At 71.3% G+C, this 20,145-nt stretch carries 20 protein-coding genes; 16 read left to right on the forward strand and 4 right to left on the reverse strand.

The features are described 5' to 3' along the window. Positions 1–44 precede the first annotated feature (44 nt). The gene (arc, locus tag FHU40_RS22610; protein ID WP_183594694.1) at positions 45–1,802 is read left to right on the forward strand and encodes a proteasome ATPase; all 1,758 of its coding nucleotides are present in this window, start codon (positions 45–47) and stop codon (positions 1,800–1,802) included. Between the two features lie 199 nt (positions 1,803–2,001). Here arc and FHU40_RS22615 read toward each other — a convergent pair whose 3' ends face one another. Both FHU40_RS22615 and FHU40_RS22620 read right to left on the reverse strand, forming a co-directional pair. Beyond that, positions 2,002–2,796 carry a sulfotransferase gene (locus FHU40_RS22615; RefSeq protein WP_183594695.1) on the reverse strand — a complete coding sequence of 265 codons (795 nt, stop codon included), beginning with the start codon at positions 2,794–2,796 and terminating at the stop codon, positions 2,002–2,004. Beyond that, complete coding sequence (locus FHU40_RS22620; RefSeq protein ID WP_183594696.1) at positions 2,793–3,422, reverse strand: class I SAM-dependent methyltransferase; 630 nt, start codon at positions 3,420–3,422, stop codon at positions 2,793–2,795. Before FHU40_RS22620 ends, FHU40_RS22615 begins: the two co-directional genes overlap by 4 nt. A 123-nt stretch (positions 3,423–3,545) precedes the next feature. Between FHU40_RS22620 and dop the strand changes: the two genes are divergently transcribed. The 12 genes from dop (at position 3,546) to FHU40_RS22680 (ending at position 14,095) form a co-directional block, all read left to right on the forward strand. Next, positions 3,546–5,054, forward strand: coding sequence for a depupylase/deamidase Dop (gene dop, locus FHU40_RS22625; RefSeq protein ID WP_183594697.1), 1,509 nt, complete (start codon positions 3,546–3,548; stop codon positions 5,052–5,054). A gap of 99 nt (positions 5,055–5,153) precedes the next feature. Then, entirely contained in the window at positions 5,154–5,351 is a 198-nt protein-coding gene (locus FHU40_RS22630; protein ID WP_183594698.1) for a ubiquitin-like protein Pup, read from the forward strand. Between the two features lie 82 nt (positions 5,352–5,433). Further along, positions 5,434–6,291, forward strand: coding sequence for a proteasome subunit beta (gene prcB, locus FHU40_RS22635; protein WP_183594699.1), 858 nt, complete (start codon positions 5,434–5,436; stop codon positions 6,289–6,291). Next, entirely contained in the window at positions 6,288–7,091 is an 804-nt protein-coding gene (prcA, locus tag FHU40_RS22640) for a proteasome subunit alpha (RefSeq protein WP_183594700.1), read from the forward strand. The genes prcB and prcA overlap by 4 nt, the downstream gene beginning before the upstream one ends. A 91-nt stretch (positions 7,092–7,182) precedes the next feature. Continuing rightward, positions 7,183–8,544, forward strand: coding sequence for a Pup--protein ligase (gene pafA, locus FHU40_RS22645; RefSeq protein ID WP_183594701.1), 1,362 nt, complete (start codon positions 7,183–7,185; stop codon positions 8,542–8,544). A gap of 90 nt (positions 8,545–8,634) precedes the next feature. Then, positions 8,635–9,591: an FKBP-type peptidyl-prolyl cis-trans isomerase gene (locus tag FHU40_RS29730; protein WP_183594702.1), complete on the forward strand. Its 957-nt coding sequence runs from the start codon at positions 8,635–8,637 to the stop codon at positions 9,589–9,591. Between the two features lie 22 nt (positions 9,592–9,613). Continuing rightward, on the forward strand, positions 9,614–10,594 hold the full coding sequence (locus FHU40_RS22655; RefSeq protein ID WP_183594703.1) for a helix-turn-helix transcriptional regulator: 981 nt from the start codon (positions 9,614–9,616) through the stop codon (positions 10,592–10,594). Beyond that, entirely contained in the window at positions 10,591–11,580 is a 990-nt protein-coding gene (locus FHU40_RS29735; RefSeq protein ID WP_183594704.1) for a WYL domain-containing protein, read from the forward strand. The genes FHU40_RS22655 and FHU40_RS29735 overlap by 4 nt, the downstream gene beginning before the upstream one ends. An 85-nt stretch (positions 11,581–11,665) precedes the next feature. After that, positions 11,666–11,923, forward strand: coding sequence for a Sec-independent protein translocase subunit TatA (gene tatA / locus FHU40_RS22665; RefSeq protein ID WP_246391256.1), 258 nt, complete (start codon positions 11,666–11,668; stop codon positions 11,921–11,923). 90 nt (positions 11,924–12,013) lie between these two features. Beyond that, a complete protein-coding gene (gene tatC / locus FHU40_RS22670) occupies positions 12,014–12,781 on the forward strand; it encodes a twin-arginine translocase subunit TatC (protein ID WP_183594705.1) in 768 nt (255 codons plus the stop codon). Further along, the gene (locus tag FHU40_RS22675) at positions 12,778–13,188 is read left to right on the forward strand and encodes a hypothetical protein (protein ID WP_183594706.1); all 411 of its coding nucleotides are present in this window, start codon (positions 12,778–12,780) and stop codon (positions 13,186–13,188) included. The genes tatC and FHU40_RS22675 overlap by 4 nt, the downstream gene beginning before the upstream one ends. A 28-nt stretch (positions 13,189–13,216) precedes the next feature. Further along, complete coding sequence (locus FHU40_RS22680) at positions 13,217–14,095, forward strand: diacylglycerol/lipid kinase family protein (RefSeq protein ID WP_252274461.1); 879 nt, start codon at positions 13,217–13,219, stop codon at positions 14,093–14,095. A gap of 33 nt (positions 14,096–14,128) precedes the next feature. Here FHU40_RS22680 and FHU40_RS22685 read toward each other — a convergent pair whose 3' ends face one another. Together FHU40_RS22685 and FHU40_RS22690 are read right to left on the reverse strand one after the other, a co-directional pair. Beyond that, positions 14,129–15,583 (reverse strand): aldehyde dehydrogenase family protein, encoded by a 1,455-nt coding sequence (locus tag FHU40_RS22685; protein ID WP_183594708.1) that lies wholly within the window; start codon positions 15,581–15,583, stop codon positions 14,129–14,131. A 106-nt stretch (positions 15,584–15,689) separates the two neighbouring features. Further along, entirely contained in the window at positions 15,690–16,484 is a 795-nt protein-coding gene (locus tag FHU40_RS22690) for an IclR family transcriptional regulator (protein WP_183594709.1), read from the reverse strand. Positions 16,485–16,604: 120 nt separating this feature from the next. Here FHU40_RS22690 and FHU40_RS22695 point away from each other — a divergent pair, with 120 nt between their 5' ends. The 3 genes from FHU40_RS22695 to FHU40_RS22705 are packed head-to-tail and all read left to right on the forward strand — an operon-like array spanning position 16,605 to position 20,145. Beyond that, a complete protein-coding gene (locus tag FHU40_RS22695; protein WP_183594710.1) occupies positions 16,605–18,221 on the forward strand; it encodes a thiamine pyrophosphate-dependent enzyme in 1,617 nt (538 codons plus the stop codon). Further along, positions 18,218–19,087, forward strand: coding sequence for a cupin domain-containing protein (locus FHU40_RS22700; RefSeq protein ID WP_183594711.1), 870 nt, complete (start codon positions 18,218–18,220; stop codon positions 19,085–19,087). The genes FHU40_RS22695 and FHU40_RS22700 overlap by 4 nt, the downstream gene beginning before the upstream one ends. Further along, positions 19,084–20,145, forward strand: a complete 1,062-nt coding sequence (locus FHU40_RS22705; RefSeq protein WP_183594712.1) for an ABC transporter substrate-binding protein — start codon at positions 19,084–19,086, stop codon at positions 20,143–20,145. The genes FHU40_RS22700 and FHU40_RS22705 overlap by 4 nt, the downstream gene beginning before the upstream one ends.

Genomic DNA, 20,145 nt, shown 5'->3' on the forward strand with positions numbered 1-20,145 from the left:
CCCTGTTCCCTTGGGTAGTGTCGAGGACACAGGAGGTGGCGCTGATGTCGACATCATCGGAAGGCGTGCCCAGCCCGGGGGGCCGTAGCCCCGAAGAGCTGACCGAGCAGGTGCGGCTCCTGGAGGCGGAGGTCACGGACCTCAGGTTCCGGCTCCGGGAGAGTCCCTCCGGCTCGCGCGGTCTCGAGCTCCGGCTCGCCGACGCGCAGCGCTCGCTGGCCGGCCTGACCGCCCAGAACGAGCGGCTGGCCCAGACCCTGCGCGAGGCGCGGGAGCAGATCATGAAGCTCAAGGAGGAGGTCGACCGGCTGGCGCAGCCGCCCGCCGGGTTCGGCACCTTCCTCTCGCGCAACGAGGACGACTCGATCGACGTGTTCACCGGCGGACGCAAGCTCCGCGTCAACGTGAGCCCCAGTGTCGACCTCGACGGTCTCCAGCGCGGCCAGGAGGTCATGCTCAACGAGGCCCTGAACGTCGTGGGCGCGCTCGAGTTCGAGCAGGTCGGCGAGGTCGTGATGTTCAAGGAGCTGCTCGCCGACGGCGACCGGGCCCTGGTCATCGCGAACGCCGACGAGGAGCGCGTCGTGCGCCTGGCCGAGCCGCTGTGCGGGGAGACGATCCGCGCCGGCGACTCGCTGCTGCTCGACTCGCGCTCCGGCTACGTCTACGAGAAGGTCCCCAAGTCGGAGGTCGAGGAGCTCATCCTCGAGGAGGTCCCCGACATCGCCTACGAGTCGATCGGCGGACTGGCGGGCCAGATCGAGCAGATCCAGGACGCCGTGGAGCTGCCCTACCTCTACCCCGAGCTGTTCAAGGAGCACCAGCTCAAGCCGCCCAAGGGCGTGCTCCTCTACGGCCCGCCCGGCTGCGGCAAGACGCTGATCGCGAAGGCGGTCGCCAACTCGCTCGCGAAGAAGGTCGCCGCCAAGACCGGCCAGGAGGGCAAGTCCTACTTCCTCAACATCAAGGGCCCCGAGCTGCTCAACAAGTACGTCGGCGAGACCGAGCGGCACATCCGCCTGGTCTTCCAGCGGGCGCGCGAGAAGGCGAGCACCGGCACGCCGGTCATCGTGTTCTTCGACGAGATGGACTCCCTGTTCCGCACCCGCGGCTCCGGCGTGTCCTCCGACGTCGAGAACACCATCGTCCCGCAGCTGCTCAGCGAGATCGACGGCGTCGAGCTGCTCGAGAACGTGCTGGTCATCGGCGCCTCCAACCGCGAGGACATGATCGACCCCGCGATCCTGCGACCCGGCCGGCTCGACGTGAAGATCAAGATCGAACGGCCCGACGCCGAGTCGGCGCGCGACATCTTCAGCAAGTACCTCACCACCAGCCTGCCGCTGCACGCCGACGACATCGCGGAGTTCGGCGGCGACCGGGACGCGACCGTCGCGGGCATGATCCGCGCAACCGTGGAGCGGATGTACACCGAGACCGAGGAGAACCGCTTCCTCGAGGTCACCTACGCCAACGGCGACAAGGAGGTCCTGTACTTCAAGGACTTCAACTCCGGCGCGATGATCCAGAACATCGTCGACCGGGCCAAGAAGATGGCGATCAAGGACTTCCTCGACCACGAGCAGTACGGTCTGCGGGTCTCCCACCTGCTCCAGGCGTGCGTGGACGAGTTCAAGGAGAACGAGGACCTGCCGAACACCACGAACCCCGACGACTGGGCCCGGATCTCCGGCAAGAAGGGCGAGCGGATCGTCTTCATCCGCACGCTCATCACCGGCAAGCAGGGCACCGAGCCGGGCCGGTCCATCGACACGGTCGCGAACACCGGTCAGTACCTGTAGACCGCACGCGACCACGATGGTCGAGGGGCGAGGCGCGCCAGTGCCGAGCCTCGAGACCACCGCGGACCGAGGCTGCTTCTCGGCTCACCGGGTTTCGAGGCTCCTGCGCTCGTTCCTCGCTCCGGAGCACCTCAACCACCGCAGGTTTCGAGGCTCCTGCGCTCGTTCCTCGCTCCGGCGCACCTCAACCGTCGCGGGCTCAGCGTGAGTGCCGCACCGCGAGGACGGCGCGCACCTGCTCCTCGTCGAAGGGCTCCCCGAGCCAGGCGAAGAACGGCGCCAGCGCGGCCGGGTCGGCGACGTAGTCGTCGTACCTGACGTGGTACGCCGCGTCGCCCAGGTCGGCGGCCGTGGCGAGCAGCCTCGCCTCGGCGCGCTCGAGCCGCTCCGGGGCGGTCGGGTCGTCGGCCCACCACATGCTCTTCGAGACGTCGTCGTGGTTGCGCGTGTTCACGACGAACCGGGCGTCGGGGAAGACCTGACGCAGCCAGGCGACGAAGTCGCCGAGGTCCTCCTTGGTCCACCGGATCTCCTTGAACCCGATGACCCGGGTGTCCTCCTCCGGCCGCAGGATGGTGTCCAGCGCCAGGCGGCGGAAGCCGGCGATCGACCGCTTGCTCGGGTAGCCGTCCATGCCGAAGAAGGGCCGGGTCGGGTCCGTCGGCGTCTTCGTGCCGGTCAGCCGGCGCATCACCTTGCGCTGCACCCGCCGTGCCTCCATGCCGGTGCGGTGGTAGTCGTAGAGGAGGCGCATCATCTGCCGGTTCTCGCCGCGGATCAGGTAGCCGGGGATCGAGTTCAGGACGCCCTGCAGCAGGGTGGAGCCGGAGCGCCCGTAGGTGAGCACGAAGAGGTACCCGAGGTCGGTGCGACCTTCGAGTGCGGCCAGCCGGCGGCGCAGCGCGGCGTTCTCGTCGCGGAGCCGGGCGAGCTCGCCGCGGCCGCGCAGCACTCTCGGCGGCCTCCCGGCCCCGTCCGTCTCCGTCCTGCTCATCGGGTCGAACCTACGGCCCGCCCGCGGTAGACGTAGGTCCAGGGTCGGCCGGCCGCCGGCCCGGGCAGGTAGGCGGCCGCCAGGGTGGCCGGTGTCAGACCCGCCGCCTCGACCAGCGCCGGGACGTCGCGGCTGAGATGACAGCCGCCCGCGACCCGCCGTTGGACCGGGTCCAGCCGCCGCTGCCAGGAGGCGACCTGGGGGTCGGGGGAGCGCCCGTGCTCCAGGAAGTGCAGGCTGCCGCCGGGGCGCAGCACCCGGCGCACCTCCGCGAGCGCCCGGGCGACGTCGGGGATGGTGCACAGCGTGAACGTCGACAGCACGGCGTCGTACGACGCGTCCTCGGCCTCGAGACGCTGTCCGTCGAGACCGACCCTGGCGACCGGTACCGGGCAGGCGGCGCGGGCCCGCTCGGACATCCGCCAGCCGACGTCCGACGGCTCGACCGCGTCCACGCTCTCGACCGCCTCGGGGTAGAGCGCCGCGTTGCGCCCGCTCCCGAAGCCGATCTCCAGCACCCGGCCACCGAGCCCCGTGACCGCCTCCCCACGCAGCCGCATCACCGGCCCGGTCGAGAGCGAACGGTCCGCCAGGCGCGGGACGACATGCTCGGTCCACCAGCCCATGCTCCGGAGCCTACGGCCTCTGCGGCTCGCGTACGCTCGAGTCATGAGCGAGCGCAGCGAGCGAGTCATCCAGGACAGCGTGTGCTGTGCCTCATGCGCGCACGGAGCGAAGCGAGTGCGCGCATGAGCGTGCGACGGGTGATGGGGACCGAGGTGGAGTACGGCATCGCCGTGCAGGGCCAGCCGCTGGCCAACCCGATGGTCGCCTCCTCGCAGATCGTCAACGCCTACGCGTCCGCGACCCTGCGGGCGCGCCGCGCCCGGTGGGACTTCGAGGAGGAGTCGCCGCTGCGCGACGCCCGCGGCTTCGACATGTCGCGGCAGGTCGCCGACCCGAGCCAGCTCACCGACGAGGACATGGGGCTGGCCAACGTCATCCTCACCAACGGCGCCCGCCTGTACGTCGACCACGCCCACCCGGAGTACTCCACGCCCGAGGTGACCACGCCGCTCGACGCGGTCACCTGGGACAAGGCGGGCGAGCTGGTGATGCTCGACGCCTCCCGGCGGGCCGGGCAGCTGCCGGGCGGACCGCCGATCGTGCTCTACAAGAACAACACCGACAACAAGGGCGCCTCCTACGGCGCCCATGAGAACTACCTGATGCGCCGCTCGACGCCGTTCGGCGACATCGTGCGGCACCTGACGCCGTTCTTCGTCAGCCGCCAGGTGGTGTGCGGTGCCGGCCGGGTCGGGATCGGCCAGGACGGCCGGGGCGACGGGTTCCAGATCAGCCAGCGCGCGGACTTCTTCGAGGTCGAGGTCGGCCTCGAGACCACCCTGAAGCGGCCGATCATCAACACCCGCGACGAGCCGCACGCCGACCCGGAGAAGTACCGCCGTCTCCACGTGATCATCGGCGACGCGAACCTGGCCGAGATCTCGACGTACCTCAAGGTCGGCACCACCGCGCTGGTGCTGGCGATGATCGAGGACCGGTTCATCACCACCGACCTGACCGTCGACGCCCCGGTCGCCGGCCTGCGGGCGATCTCCCACGACGCCTCGCTGCAGCACCGGGTGCGCCTGGTCGACGGGCGCGAGCTCACCGGCGTCCAGCTCCAGCTGGAGTACCTCGACCTGGCTCGCAAGTACGTCGAGGACCGCTACGGCACGGACGCCGACGCGCAGACCGTCGACATCCTCGCGCGCTGGGAGTCGGTGCTCGACCGCCTCGAGCGCGACCCCATGTCGCTGGCCGGCGAGCTCGACTGGGTGGCCAAGCTGCGGCTGCTCGAGCAGTACCGCCAGCGTGACGGGCTGGAGTGGGACGACGCCAAGCTGCAGCTGATCGACCTCCAGTACTCCGACATCCGTCCCGAGAAGGGGCTCTACCACCGGCTGGTCGCCGGAGGCCGGATGACGCGGCTGCTCGAGGACACCGTCATCGAGCGCGCCATGCACGACCCGCCGGAGGACACCCGGGCCTACTTCCGGGGTCGCTGCCTGGAGAAGTACGCCGAGCACGTCGCCGCCGCCTCGTGGGACTCGGTGATCTTCGACCTTCCGGGCCGCGAGTCGCTGCAGCGGGTGCCGACCATCGACCCGCTGCGTGGCAGCAAGGCCCACGTCGGAGAGCTGCTCGACCGCAGCGAGACCGCCGAGGCGCTGTTCACCGCGCTCACCTCCTGAGGCACCTCCCGAGGCTCACGGGCCGGCTTCCCGGATCCCGGTGTCTCGACGCGCCGCCGCGTCGCTGACCGGGTACCGCTGACTGGATAGGGTGGTGGTATGGCACAGGAGCAGAAGCAGCCGCGCCGCTCGTCGGAGTCCGAGGCGGCCGTCGAGACCGCGCCCGAGACCGACGTCGCCGAGCGCAAGGAGGCTCTCGACGACGAGGTTGACGACATCCTCGACGAGATCGACGACGTGCTCGAGACGAATGCCGAGGACTTCGTGAAGTCCTTCATCCAGAAGGGCGGGGAGTAGGAGTGGGCGAGCGAAGCGAGCTCACCATCCAATGCCGCGCCCTCCGTGCCTCATGCGCGCACGGAGCGAAGCGAGTACGTGCATGAGCAGTCCTCGTCTCCCGGCCGCCTTCCTGCAGCCGGGCACCACGTCGTTCGCCGACTTCCTCGCCGAGCAGGCGCCCGACCTGCTGCCGGGGCGCCGGGCGGTGCCCCAGGGGCAGGCACCGGGCCACGCCGGGGAACTGGCCCCGCACGGCACCACGATCGTCGCGGCGACCTTCGCCGGCGGCGTCGTGATGGCCGGTGACCGGCGCGCGACGATGGGCAACATCATCGCCCAGCGCGACATCGAGAAGGTCTTTCCGGCCGACGAGTTCTCCGCCGTCGGCATCGCGGGCACCGCCGGGATCGCCGTCGAGATGGTGCGGCTCTTCCAGGTCGAGCTGGAGCACTACGAGAAGATCGAGGGCACCACGCTCTCGATGGACGGCAAGGCCAACCGCCTCGCGGCGCTGATCCGCGGCAACCTGGGCATGGCGATGCAGGGTCTCGCCGTCGTACCCCTCTTCGCCGGCTACGACCTCACCACCGACCAGGGCCGGATCTTCAGCTACGACGTCACCGGGGGACGCTACGAGGAGACCGCCTTCCACTCGGTGGGCTCGGGCTCGCTGTTCGCGCGCGGCTCGCTGAAGAAGCTCTACCGCGACGACTTCGACGAGACCGGGTGCGTCACGGCGGTGGTCCAGGCGCTGTACGACGCGGCCGACGACGACTCGGCCACCGGTGGGCCCGACCTGACCCGGCGGATCTTCCCCGTCGTCCAGGTGATCACCGCCGACGGCGGGCGCCGGCTGGCCGACTCGGCCGTGGCCGCGGTCGCCGACCAGGTGATCGCCGGCCGGATGACCCGGCCCGACGGCCCCGCGGCCCCGCTGATGGAGGGTGGCCAGGCATGAGCATGCCGTTCTACGTCTCGCCCGAGCAGCTGATGAAGGACCGGGCCGACTTCGCCCGCAAGGGCATCGCCCGGGGACGCTCGGTGGTGGCGGTGCAGTACGCCGACGGCGTGCTGTTCGCGACCGAGAACCCCTCCCAGGCGCTGCACAAGGTCTCCGAGATCTACGACCGGATCGCGTTCGCCGCGGTCGGCCGCTACAACGAGTTCGAGAACCTGCGGATCGCCGGCGTCCGCCTCGCCGACATGCGCGGGTACGCCTACGACCGCCGCGACGTGACCGGGCGCGGCCTGGCCAACGCCTACGCCCAGACGCTCGGCACGATCTTCTCCAGCGGTGGCGAGAAGCCCTACGAGGTCGAGCTCTTCGTCGCCGAGATCGGCGACAGCGCGGCCGACGACCAGCTCTACCGGCTCACCTACGACGGCCAGGTGGCCGACGAGCACGGCTTCGCCGTCATGGGCGGCGCCGCCGACGTGGTGGGCGGCTACCTCGAGGAGCGGTACGCCGAGGGCGCCTCCCTCGCCGACGCGCTCCGGCTCGCCGTCGAGGCGCTGGGCCACAACGAGGCCGAGCACCGGGTCATCGAGGCGGGCGACCTCGAGATCGCCGTCCTCGACCGCACCCGCTCGCAGCCCCGGAAGTTCTCCCGGCTCCGCCCGGCCCGGCTCGCGGAGCTGCTCGGCGACCGGACGCCGGTGCCGACGGCCGAGCCCGCCGAGCAGCCGACGGACCAGACGGGGGCGCCAGCCGCCGACACCGGTGACGACGGCCCGCCGGTGGCACCGCCGGTCTCCTGACCGGCGGCCGCCCCGGCCTCCGGGCCCGCTCCGACGACTCGTCGGGCCCGAAGTGACCCGGTTCCAACCTCGGTGCGCCTAGGCTGCAACCGTGGACAGGCGGATCTTCGGGATCGAGAACGAGTACGGCGTCACGTGCACGTTCAAGGGGCAGCGGCGGCTGAGCCCCGACGAGGTCGCGCGCTACCTGTTCCGCAAGGTCGTCAGCTGGGGGCGCAGCAGCAACGTCTTCCTCCGCAACGGCGCCCGGCTCTACCTCGACGTGGGCAGCCACCCGGAGTACGCCACGCCCGAGTGCGACGACGTCGTCGACCTGGTCACCCACGACAAGGCGGGGGAGCGGGTCCTGGAGGGCCTCCTCCTGGACGCCGAGCAGCGGCTGCACGACGAGGGCATCGCGGGCGAGATCTACCTGTTCAAGAACAACACCGACTCGGCCGGCAACTCCTACGGCTGCCACGAGAACTACCTCGTCAGCCGGGCCGGGGAGTTCTCCCGGCTGGCCGACGTCCTCATCCCGTTCCTGGTGACCCGGCAGATCGTCGTCGGGGCCGGCAAGATCACCCAGACGCCGCGCGGCGCCTCGTACTCGGTCTCCCAGCGCGCCGAGCACATCTGGGAGGGCGTCAGCAGCGCCACCACGCGCAGCCGGCCGATCATCAACACCCGCGACGAGCCGCACGCCGACGCGGAGAAGTACCGGCGCCTGCACGTGATCGTCGGCGACAGCAACATGAGCGAGACCACCACGATGCTCAAGGTGGCCAGCTGCGACCTGGTGCTGCGGATGATCGAGGAGGGCGTGGTGATGCGCGACCTCACGATGGAGAACCCGATCCGCGCGATCCGCGAGATCTCCCACGACGTCACCGGCACCCGCAAGGTGCGGCTCGCGAACGGCCGCGAGGCCAGTGCGCTCGACATCCAGCAGGAGTACCTCTCGAAGGCACGCGACTTCGTCGACCGCCGGGGGATCAGCACCCCGGTGATCGAGCAGGCCCTCGACCTGTGGGAGCGCGGCCTCAAGGCGGTGGAGTCCGACGACCTCGGTCTGGTCGACCGCGAGATCGACTGGGTCATCAAGTGGAAACTGATCGAGCGCTACCGCGCGAAGCACGGCCTGCCGCTCGGCCACCCCCGCATCGCCCAGCTCGACCTCGCCTACCACGACATCCACCGCGGCCGCGGCCTCTACTACCTGCTGGAGAAGCGGGGCATGGTGGCGCGGGTGACCAGCGACCTGAAGATCTTCGAGGCCAAGTCGGTGCCGCCGCAGAACACCCGCGCCCGGCTGCGTGGCGAGTTCATCCGCCGGGCCCAGGAGCGCCGCCGCGACTTCACCGTCGACTGGGTACACCTGAAGCTCAACGACCAGGCCCAGCGCACCGTGCTGTGCAAGGACCCGTTCCGCGCGCACGACGAGCGGGTGCAGCGCCTGATCGACGGGATGTGAGCGCGGTCAGGTTGCCTTCAGGGTCGGCCGCTAGGGTGTCCGGGCTGGAGTCTCAGCATGTCCTCTGCATCCGAACCGAAGGTTGATCCCGTGTCACGACGTCTGCGACGGCTCCCGGCCATCGTCCTGCCGCTCCTCCTGGCCACCACGCTGGTCGCCTGCGGCGACGACGACGGCTCCGACAGCGGCTCCGGCTCGACCGATGCCCTGCACGGCATCACGATCACCGGCGACGTCGGCAAGGAGCCCGAGGTCGAGTGGGACGGCGAGCTCAAGGTCGACAAGACCGCCACCGAGGTCGTCACCGAGGGCGACGGCGAGAAGGTGGCCGAGGGCGACCAGGTCTCGGCCCACATCTGGATCGGCAACGGCACCACGCAGGAGAAGGCGTACTCGACGTACGACCAGAAGCAGCCGGAGTCGGTCCAGGCCAGCAACGACCTGAGCCCGGTGTTCAAGGACGCCATCATCGACCGGACCATCGGCTCGCGCATCGCCGTCACCGCCACCGCCGCCGACGCCTTCGGCGAGGCCGGCAACGCGCAGATGGGCATCGGCAACAAGGACACCGTGCTGCTGATCGTCGACCTCATGGACAAGCAGGTCGTCCTCGACGGCCCGGAGGGCAAGGAGCAGCCGGCGCCGTCGTGGGCGCCCGGCCTGATCACCGAGGGCGACAAGGTCACCGGTCTCGACTTCTCCAAGGCGCCCGAGCCCGACCGCAAGCTCCAGTCGGCGACCCTGATCCAGGGCGAGGGCGACGTGGTCAAGAAGGGCCAGACGATCACGGTCAACTACCTCGGCCAGGTCTACGGCGGCAAGAAGCCCTTCGACGAGAGCTACAGCAGCGCCCCGGCGTCCTTCGCCATCGGCGTCGGTCAGGTCGTCTCCGGCTGGGACAAGACCCTGGTCGGCGCCAAGGTCGGCAGCCGGATGATCATCGCGCTGCCGCCGGCCTGGGGCTACGGCAAGGACGGCAACCCGGACGCCGGCATCAAGGGCACCGACACGCTGTACTTCGTGGTCGACATCCTGGCGGCGTCCTGACCCGTCGGGAAGGATCGGCAGCATGAGCGGGACGACGGGCAGGAAGAGCGAGCGTCTGCTCAACCTCCTGATCATGCTGCTGGTCCAGCGCCACTTCGTCTCGAAGGACCGGATCCGGGAGATCCTCTACCCGGGCATGTCGGACGACGCCTTCGAGAAGATGTTCGAGCGGGACAAGGAGGAGCTGCGCAGCCTCGGGGTCCCGATCGAGGTCGGCAGCATCGACGCCTACTTCGACGACGAGCCCGGCTACCGGGTCCGGCCCGACGAGCTCTCGCTACCCGACATCGCGCTGACGCCCGACGAGGCGGCGGTGATCGGCCTCGCCACCCGGGTCTGGCAGCACGCCCGGCTGGCCGACGCCACGACGGAGGCGGTGCGCAAGCTCGCGGCCTTCGGGGTGGAAGTCGACGAGTCGGCCCTCGACATCGCGGAGCCGCGGCTCTCGGCGGAGGAGCCGTCGTTCGACGTGTTCTGGGAGGCCACCCAGGAGCGCACGCCGGTCGAGTTCGAGTACCGCCGCTCCGGTGCGACCCGGACCACCACGCGGCACCTCCAGCCGTGGGGTGTCGTCCGCTACTCCGGCCGCTGGTACGTCGTCGGCCTCGACACCGACCGCGGCCAGGAGCGGGTCTTCCGCCTGTCGCGGGTCCAGGGGGAGGCGCGCCGCGCCGGGGCGCCGGGCTCGTACGACGTACCGCCCGGGACGGACGTACGGGCCACCGCGATGCGGCTGGCCCCACCGCCGCCCGCGGGGGAGACCGTGGTCCTGGTGCGTCGCGACGCGGGCGGACCGCTGCGCCGCGACGCCGTCGCCGTCGAGACCGACGTCGCCGGTCCGGACCGCCGGACCGCCTGGGACCGGGTCCGGCTGGCGCGCAGCGGCTCCGAGGTGGCCGAGCAGCTGCTCGGGTACGGCGCCGACGTCTACGTCGAGTCACCCGACGAGGTGCGCACCATCGTGATCGAGCGGCTGCGTGCCGTCGTGGGGAGGGACTCGTGAGCACCCAGCCGGCGGGCGCGAAGGACCAGGTGGCCCGGCTGCTGACCCTGGTCCCGTTCCTGCACGCCCGGGGCAAGGTCCGGCTCGAGGACGCCGCGGCGGCCCTCGGCGTCCCCGCCGAGCAGGTGCTCGCCGACCTCAAGGTGCTGCTCATGTGCGGGCTGCCGGGGGGCTATCCGGACGATCTCATCGACGTCGACCTCGACGCGCTCGAGGAGCCGGAGGGCGACGGCGTGATCCGGGTGACCAACGCCGACTACCTGGCGCGCCCGCTCCGGCTGTCCCCGACGGAGGCCACCGCGATCATCGTCGCGCTGCGTGCCCTGCGCGGCAGCGCGGGCGACGACACCCGTGAGGTGGTGGACCGCGCGCTCGCGAAGCTCGAGGCCGCCGCCGCCCACGGCTCCGGCGCCCACCAGATCGATCCCGGGGAGATCCCCGGCGGCGCCGACCTGGTCCGGCTCGAGGCCGACCTGCGCCGCGCGAGCGGCGCCCGACGGCAGGTCCGGCTGCGCTACTACGTGCCCTCCCGCGACGAGCTCTCCGAACGCGTGGTCGACCCTCGCGGCATCGTGACGGCCCACGGCTCGACCTACCTCGACGCGTGGTGCCACAGTGCCGACGCACCTCGCCTCTTCCGGCTGGACCGGGTCGAGGCGGCCCACGTGCTGGAGAGCGAGATCGTCTCCGACCCCGAGCCGCCCCGCGACCTGACCGACACGGGCCTCTTCCCCCGGTCGCCCGAGACGACGCTCGCGACCCTCGAGCTCGACCCGGCCGCGCGGTGGGTGGTCGAGTACTACCCGGTCGAGGACGTCCGGCCGCGCCGCGGGGGCCGGCTCGAGGTCGACCTCGTCATCGCCAACGAGCGCTGGCTGCAGCGCCTGCTGCTGCGGCTCGCGCCCCATGCCCGGGTGATCGCGCCGGCTGCGTACGCCGAGTCGTACGCCGCCGCCGCGCGCGAGGCGCTCGACCTGTACGGATGACCGTCGGCCACCCCGTCCGGCCGAGCGGCGGGGCGTACGATGGAGCCGCTACCCACCAACAGATGAGGTCACGATGCTCAACCCCATGATCGGAATGCCCCAGGGAGCCGAGTGGCTCGTCATCCTGGCAATCGTGGTGCTCGTCTTCGGTGCCGCCAAGCTCCCCGATCTCGCGCGCGGCACCGGCCAGGCCCTGCGGATCTTCAAGGCCGAGACCAAGGGTCTGCGCGACGACGACGATGACGAGCCGACGCCGCCGACCAAGCCGGCGAGCGAGCTGCCGCCGACCACACCCGAGCAGCCCCAGGCCGAGGACCGGCAGGCCGACAAGAACAACGGCTGACCTCGAACCCACAGCACCCCCGTGGCGTTCCGAGGTCTGCTCCTGTTCCTCTCCACCAAGCCGGTCCATCCGGTCGGAGAAGACGGTCGGATGGCACTCTCCGACCATTTCCGGGAGTTGCGTGCCCGGATCCTGAGGGTCTTCCTGACCCTCGTCGTCGTCTTCGTGGTCGCGCTGTTCTTCTTCGACCCGCTGTTCGACTTCGTCTACGGCCCCTACGAGGACGCCGTGGCGAAGCTGCCGGAGGGCACCAGCCTGGCGACCACCAGCGGCGCCGGCGGCGGCCTGATGCTCTACCTCAAGCTCTGCGGGTTCACGGCGCTGCTGGTCACCTCACCGGTCTGGCTCTACCAGATCTGGGCGTTCATCCTCCCCGGCCTGCACCCCAGCGAGCGGCGCTGGACGCGGATCTTCATGGCCGTGGCCGTGCCCCTGTTCTTCATCGGGGTGGTCCTGGGCTTCCTCACCCTGCCCAAGGGGCTCGAGGTGCTGATCGGGCTGAACCCCGACCCGATCACCAACCTGGTGGACTTCAACGAGTACCTCCAGTTCTTCACCCGCACCCTGCTGGTCTTCGGCCTCGCCTTCGAGATCCCGGTCTTCGTGGTGATGCTCAACCGGGCCGGTGTGGTCAAGGGCAAGACCCTGGCCCGCTACCGCCCCTGGATCATCGTCGGCATCTTCGTCTTCGCCGCGGTCGCCACCCCGTCGACGGACCCGTTCACGATGACGTTCATGGCGGTGCCGATGGTGCTCCTCTACTTCGTGTCCGAGGTGATGGCCCGCGTCCACGACCGCCGCAAGGCCGAGCGGCGGCCGTTCAAGGACCTCTCGCCCGACGAGGCATCGCCCCTGTGACGGACGACGAGACCGCGGTCGACCCGTTCGACCTGCCCGACTGGCTCGGCATCGCGGACGTGACGTGGTCGGCGCGCGCCGGGCTGCGCACCGGGTACGCCGTACCCGGCGAGCTCGCGGCCGACGGCCAGGACCCGCTCCCGTGCGACCTGCTCGCGGTCGACGAGGCGTACCCGGCCCCGGTCGCGTCCGACCGGCTGCGTCGCCTGGCGCACCAGGCCTGGCGGCACGGCGAGGTGCACCTCATCGAGCGCGGCGACCGGATGACGCTCGCGGTGCCGGGCACGTCGTTCTCGGCCGACCTGGTGCTCGATGCGGTGGGCCGGCTCGCCCGCGCGGTCGGTGCCTCCGCGGAGCGCTACTCCGTGCGCCTGCGCATCGGTGACGTGGGCCGAACGCCTCGCTGAGCGGCCCTGCGTCGTCTACTGTTCGGCCGTGACCGGCACCCGCGACATCGCGCTCCTCACCAACCCCACGGCCGGCAGGGGGCGCGGCGCAAAGGCCCGCGACGCCGCGCTGCAGCGGCTCCGGGAGGCCGGCATCACCCCGCGCACGCTGCAGGGTCGCGACCCGGCCGAGGCGCTCGACCTGGCCCACCAGTGCGTCGCCGACGGCGTGGAGACGCTGGTCGTGGTCGGCGGCGACGGCATGGTGCACCTCGGCGTCCAGGCCACCGCCGGCACCTCCACGGCGCTCGGCCTGATCCCGGCGGGCACCGGCAACGACGTGGCCCGCTACTTCGACCTGCCGCGCAAGGACCCTCGCGCCGCCACCGAGCGGCTGCTGGCCGGTGCACCCCGCCGGATCGACCTGGCCCGCAGCGGCGATCGATACTTCCTGACCGTGCTCGCCGCGGGCTTCGACGCGATCGTCAACGAGCGCGCCAACCGGATGACCTGGCCGCGGGGCCAGATGCGCTACAACATCGCGACGCTGGCCGAGCTCCGCGTCTTCGAGCCGATCCCGTACACGCTCGACCTCGACGGTGAGAGCCACCACCTGGAGGCGATGCTGGTCGCCGTCGGCAACGGCCCGTCGTTCGGCGGCGGGCTCCGGATCACCGAGGGCGCCCTCCTCGACGACGGGCTGCTCGACGTGGTCGTCATCAAGCCGATGAGCAAGACCGGCCTGGTCCGCACATACCCGAAGCTCTTCAAGGGCACCCACGTCACCCACCCCGCCTACGAGCACCACCGCGTCCACTCGGTCACGGTGGCAGCACCCGGCATCGTGTCGTACGCCGACGGCGAGCGCTTCGGCGCGCTCCCGCTCACCGTCGAGTGTGTGCCCGGCGCGCTCACGGTGATCTGCTGACGCGGGCTGGTCGAGCCCGCGGGCCGCAGCCGGTCAGAACGGGTAGGGCGCGATCTGGCCACGGACGGTGAGCCACTGGGTCTCCGTGAACGCCTCGATGTTGGCGGCGGCGCCGCCGAACCGGCTGCCCGTTCCTGACGCGCCGACCCCGCCGAAGGGAGCCTGGGGCTCGTCGGAGACGGTCTGCTCGTTGATGTGGACGATCCCGCTGGGGATCCGGTCGGCGAGCTCCATCGCCTCCCCGACGTCACCCAGCAGCCCGAGTGCGAGGCCGTGCTCGTCGGCCCGGCAGGAGGACACGACGTCGTCGAGCGTCCGGAACGGTGTCACCGGGGCTACCGGGCCGAAGATCTCCGAGCCGAACGCGCTGGTCTCTCCCCGACGGTCCGCGATGACGGTCGGCCGATAGAACAGACGCTCCGACGTGCCGCCGGCCGCCAGGTGCGCGCCGCCCGACACGGACTCCGTCACGATCCGGTCGACCCGGGCCCGCTGACCCTCGTCGATCAACGGGCCCAGGGCGACGTCCGACCGGTAGGGGTCGCCCACGGGGAGGGCGTCTGCCTTCGCCGCGAGGGCGGCGACATAGTCGTCGTAGAGGCTCTCGTGCACGAGGTGACGGCCGGTCGTCATGCAGATCTGCCCCTGGTGCAGGAACGATCCGAAGGCACCGGCGGCCGCCGCGGGCTCGACATCGGCCGACCCCAGCACGACGAGTGCGTTGTTGCCGCCGAGCTCGAGGTGGGTGCGCTTGAGCAGGCGGCCGCCCAGTTCGCCGACCGCCCGCCCGGCCCCGGTCGAACCCGTGAACGAGACGACGGAGACCTCGGGCGCCGCGACGACGGCCGCGCCGACATCGACCCCGCCGGGCAGGACGTGGAGCAGTCCCGCGGGCAGGCCGGCCAGCTCGAAGACGCGCGCCAGGGCGACCCCACCCCCGACCGCCGTGCGCGGGTCGGGCTTGAGCAGCACCGCGTTGCCCAGGGCCAGCGCGGGGGCCACGGACCGGATCGACAGCACGAGCGGGAAGTTGAACGGGGCGATGACGGCGACGACCCCGGCCGGGCGCCTGCGCGCGAAGCTCCACCGCGGCTCGTTGGAGGTCAGCACCTCGCCGTGGGGAGCCGTCGGCAGCCCGGCCGCCTCATGGCACTCGGCCGCAGCGACGCGGAGCTCCAGCTCCGCCTTGGTGCGGACCGAGCCGCTCTCTCGCACGATCCAGGTGGCGATCTCGTCGAGGTTCTCCTCCCAGAGCGCGGCGGCTCGACGGAGCACAGCGGCGCGCTCGGACGGGGGGAGTGCCGCCCACCGGGGCTGCGCCGAGGCGGCCTGTCGCGCGGCCGCGGCCACGTCCTCCGGACTGGCCCCACCCACACCGGCCAGCACCTCCCCGGTCGCCGGCTCGACCACGTCGAGAACGGCGGAGGAACGCTGCCATCCCTCGCTGAAGATCGTGTCGTGCCAGACATTGGTCTCGAGGATGGGCATCGCGAACCTCCCGGATCGACTGGACGGCCCCGCGGCCGAAGGGAGCCGACCATCGCAGCACGACCGCGGCGAGTGGAAGCACTCCTCGCGCCCTGCGGAATACCGGTCAGTTGAACGATGCGGGCGGAAGCCCGCCGACCTGGGCGCGCGCCTGCAGCGCCCTCGAGAGTGCGTGAGCGACGGTTCTGAGCGGCTGTGCCAGACGGGCCGTGTCGATGCTGTCGGCGGCGCCGACCACCGCGAGGGCGGCGACGGCGTCGCGGCCCTCGGCGAAGACCGGAGCCGCCACGGACGCCGTACCGGCGGAGGCCTCCTCGCGCGAGATCGCCACTCCGGTCCGGCGGATGTCGGCCAGGGCCGCTCGAAGCGCGCGCTCGGAGGTGATCGTGGCCGGCGTGAGGCGGGGCAGGCCGTTCTCGACCACCCGTTCCAGGAGCGACGGGTCCCCGAACGCGAGGAGCACCTTGCCGGGCCCGGTGGCGTGCATCGGCAGGCGGCGACCGACTCCGGAGGTCACCCGGACCGACCTGCGCGCGGTGATTTTCTCCAGGTAGAGCACCTCGTCGCCGTCGGGCACGGCCATGTGCACGACCAGGTGCGTCGCCTCGTAGAGATCCTCGAGATAGGGCAGGGCCAGATCGCGCAGCACCCGGGCCGAGGGCACCGCCGCCCCCAGCCGCCACATGTGCAGACCCAGGCGGTAGCGGCCACGACCGATCCGCTCGACGCCGCCCCACTCCACGAGGGTCGCCAGGATCCGGTGGACCGTGGCTGGCGGCAGCCCGGTGGTCGCGCCGATGGTCGTCGGCGTGTGCGGACCCGGCGTGGCACCGAGGCAGTCGAGGACTCGCAGGCACCGCATGATGGCGGTGTCCGGGGCGCTGCTCGCGCTCGGGGGCATGTCCACTCCTCGTGGTCGTTGCTGTCGACGGGAAGATATTCCGCCACATGCGACAAGCCGTTGTCGAGTGTTCCACGCGTCGACAGGCTCCCGGTCAACGACGAGAGGAGGCTGCACCGGATGCCCGAGACGACTGTGCGTGACGCAGCCCTGGACCTGCTCCGCGAGCTGGGGATGACCACGGTGTTCTCCAACCCGGGCTCGACCGAGATCGACCTGCTCGCGGGTCTCCCGGACGACGTCCGCTTCATGCTCGGGCTGCACGAGGGCTCGGTGGTGGGCATGGCGACCGGCCATGCGCTAGGGACCGGCCGGCCCGCCCTGGCCGTGCTCCACACGACCGCCGGCCTCGGCAACGCGGTCGGGGCGATCGCGACGGCCCGGGTGAACCGGGCGCCGGTCGTCGTGATCGTCGGTCAGCAGGACTCGCGCCACCTGGTCAACGAGCCCTTCCTCGTCGGGCGACTCAACGGGCTGGCGGGGGAGTATCCGGTCTGGTGTGGTCAACCCGGGTCTGCCGCGGACGTGCCCTCACTTCTGCTCCGAGCCACCAATGAGGCGATGCTGCACCGTGGGCCGGCAGTCCTGGTGGTGCCGACCGACTACTGGAGCGCGCCGTGGCCGGACGGCCGGGAGCTGGCGAGTCCACGACGCCTCACCGTGGCCACCGGCGTCCGCGCGGCGGAGGTGGAGGACTACGTCGACGTGCTCGGTGCCGCGGCGTCACCGGTCATCGTCGTCGGTGCGGACGCCGACTCGGCAGCGACCTGGGACGCGGTCGGCCGCCTCGCCGAGGCCCTGGGGTGTGCGGTGTGGCAGGAGCCCTTCGGCGCGCGGGCCGGCTTCCGGCAGGACGACCCCCGCTTCGCGGGCCACCTGCCGGCCCACCGGCGACAGCTGCGCGCGACGCTGGATCCACACGACGTCGTCGTGGTGGTCGGCGCGCCCTCGCTGCGCCAGTACCTGTTCGACGAGGGTCCACTGTTCTCGCCCGGCACTCGGGTGCTGTCCTTGGTCGTCGATCCGACGGAGGCGACGGTCAGTACGGCGGAGCAGCTCGTGCTCGGCTCGTTGGCCCCCGCGTGTACGGCGTTGGCCGATCGGGTCCGGGCCGTGCGAGCCGCACCGACGCCTCCCGGTCGCCCACCGCAGCGACGTCCGCGGCCGCCGGGCCCGACCCGGTTCGACGCCGACGGCGTCCTCAGAGAACTGGCCCGCCGCCTCCCGGAGGACGCGGTCGTCGTGGAGGAGTGTCCCTCGGACCGACACCGGTTGCTCGAGGCGCTGCCTGCCCGGCGTCCCGGAGGCTTCTTCAGCGCGGCGATGGGCGGCCTCGGTTTCGCGATGCCCGCCGCGGCCGGCCTGCGGCTCGCCCAACCGGACCGGCCCGTGGTCGCCGTCGTTGGCGACGGTTCCTCGATGTACGCGATCCAGTCGCTGTGGAGCGCGCAGCACTACGGCATCGGCGTGCTGTACGTCGTCCTCGCGAACGGGGGCTACGCGATCATGGACCAGCTCGCCGCGCCCCACGGCCGGGCGCCGTGGCCCCGGCATCTCGGTCTGGACATCTCCAGCATGGCGCGCGGACTCGGATGTCGTGCCGAGCGCGTGTCCACCACTGCCGAGCTCGCCGCGAGCATGGACGACCTCATCCCCGGCCTCCGTGCTGCGGAGGCTCCCGTACTCATCGAAGCCGTGCTCGACGACGGCGCACATGAAGGAGCGAAGACGGAATGAACCAGCAGCACGTGGAGGGCTTCGTCGCACCAGACCTCTTGGTGAAGGCCGAGCTCGACGAGTACCTCGGCTCCGGGATGAAGGTGTTCTCGTACCCGTTCGACTCCGTGCGTCCGGGCGAGAACACCTGGATCTCCGTCGCGACCCTGGAGAAGGGCTGGGACAAGCCACGACACAAGCACAACTTCGACCAGTTCCGGTACATCGTGTCGGGCTCGGTGCGACTCGGTGATCACGTGCTGCGAGCCGGCGACTGCGCCTACTTCCCGGAGAGCGTCGCCTACGGGCCGCAGCACCAGGACGAGGACGCCGACGTCCTCGCCGTCCAGTTCCCGGGGGCCAGCGGCCAGTACTACCTGTCGTGGGACGAGCAGGCGCGGGTCGTCGCCCGGCTCGACGCTGAGACGGAGAACTTCGGACTCGACGTGCACGGCCGCCCGATGGAGACCAGCCACCTGGTCTGGGCGGCTCATCAGGGCCGCAAGGTCGAGTACGCGTCGCCCCGCTACCGCGACATCGTGATGATGCGTCCGCAGGCGTTCGACTGGGTGCCTGCGGGTGCCGGCCTCGAGCGCCGCTACCTCGGCATCTTCGGCGAGCGTCGCACCAGCGTCGAGATGGTGCGGATCACCAGCCCCCAGACGCTGCAGCCGATCTCCGAGCACCAGCCGGAGTTCTGGTTCCTGACCGGGGGCTCGTTCACCTGCGACTCGACGACCTTCGGAGTCGGAGCCGGCGCGATGGTGCGCACCGGTGAGACGCACCTCCGGTCCGTGGCCCCGGTCGGGTCCGCCGAGTTCCTCGTCGTCCGTTATCCCCTCCCGCTGCCGATCGCGGCGGCACCCATCCCTGAGGAGCAAGCATGATGCAGTCCAGCAGGTCCCGCCGTTGCCGCACCCGACGCATCGCCGTCCCGTCGCTCGCCGTCGCCGTGGCGATGGGGCTGACCGCCTGCGGCTCCGGGGGCTCCACGGTCAAGACCGACGACGACGGCGTACGGCACGTGTCGGTCGTCGTCGGCGCCTACCCCGTGCTCGAGTCGAGCGTTCCCTGGATCGTGGGCACCGCGAAGGGAACGTTCGCCGAGCACGGAGTCGAGGTCGACGAGATCATCGGCAGCGCCGGCGGCAGCAGCGACATCCGCAACGCCCTGGCGGCCGAGGTGCCGCTGGCCAGCGTCGGCACCCTGGCCGCGGCGGAGGCGGCGCAGAGCGGAATCGAGGTCACCGCGGTCGCAGCGCCCTCACGCAACCTGGCCGGCACGTATCTGGTCGCCTCGCAGAAGTCCGGCCTGAAGACCCTCGACGACGTGCGAGGGAGCGACGGGCTCCGGTGGGGCTACACGAACCCGAAGTCGGTGACCGAATCGTTGGCCTACCTCGCGATGGACGAGTTCGGACTCGCCGAGGGCGAACAGGTGGAGATGGTGTCCTCCGGCGGGTCGGGCGAGGCGGTGACGCTGCTGTCCAGTGGCGACCTCGACCTCGCCTTCATCCCGGCGACGCTCTACGTGGGCAGCGAGCAGCGCTTCGGAGCGATGCTCGGCACCGCCAGCGAGATCGTGCCGGACTACAGCTGGGAGCTGCTCGTGACGACGCCGGCGATCCTCGACGAGAACCGGGACGTCATCAAGGATCTGCTCCAGGGATATGCCGCCGCCGTGGAGTACATCGAGCAGGACCCGGCCGAGGCCGGCAAGCTCTGGGCCGAGGCGGCCGAGATCGATCCCGACGTCGCCGTCGAGGTCCTCGAGGTCGCCGTGGCGGCGGGGGCGTTCGGCACCGGTGGCCTGGACGACAACGGATGGCTCGCGGTCGAGGACAGCCTCGACCGCGCCGGGGTGAAGCAGACGACCACCGCCACGCTGTTCGCCGCCGACTTCATGCAGGACGTGGGCTTCGAACTGCCCGCGCGGCTGCGGTGA

The sequence above is a fragment of the Nocardioides soli genome (assembly GCF_014191495.1).
In the GTDB taxonomy this organism is placed as follows: Bacteria; Actinomycetota; Actinomycetes; order Propionibacteriales; family Nocardioidaceae; genus Nocardioides; species Nocardioides soli.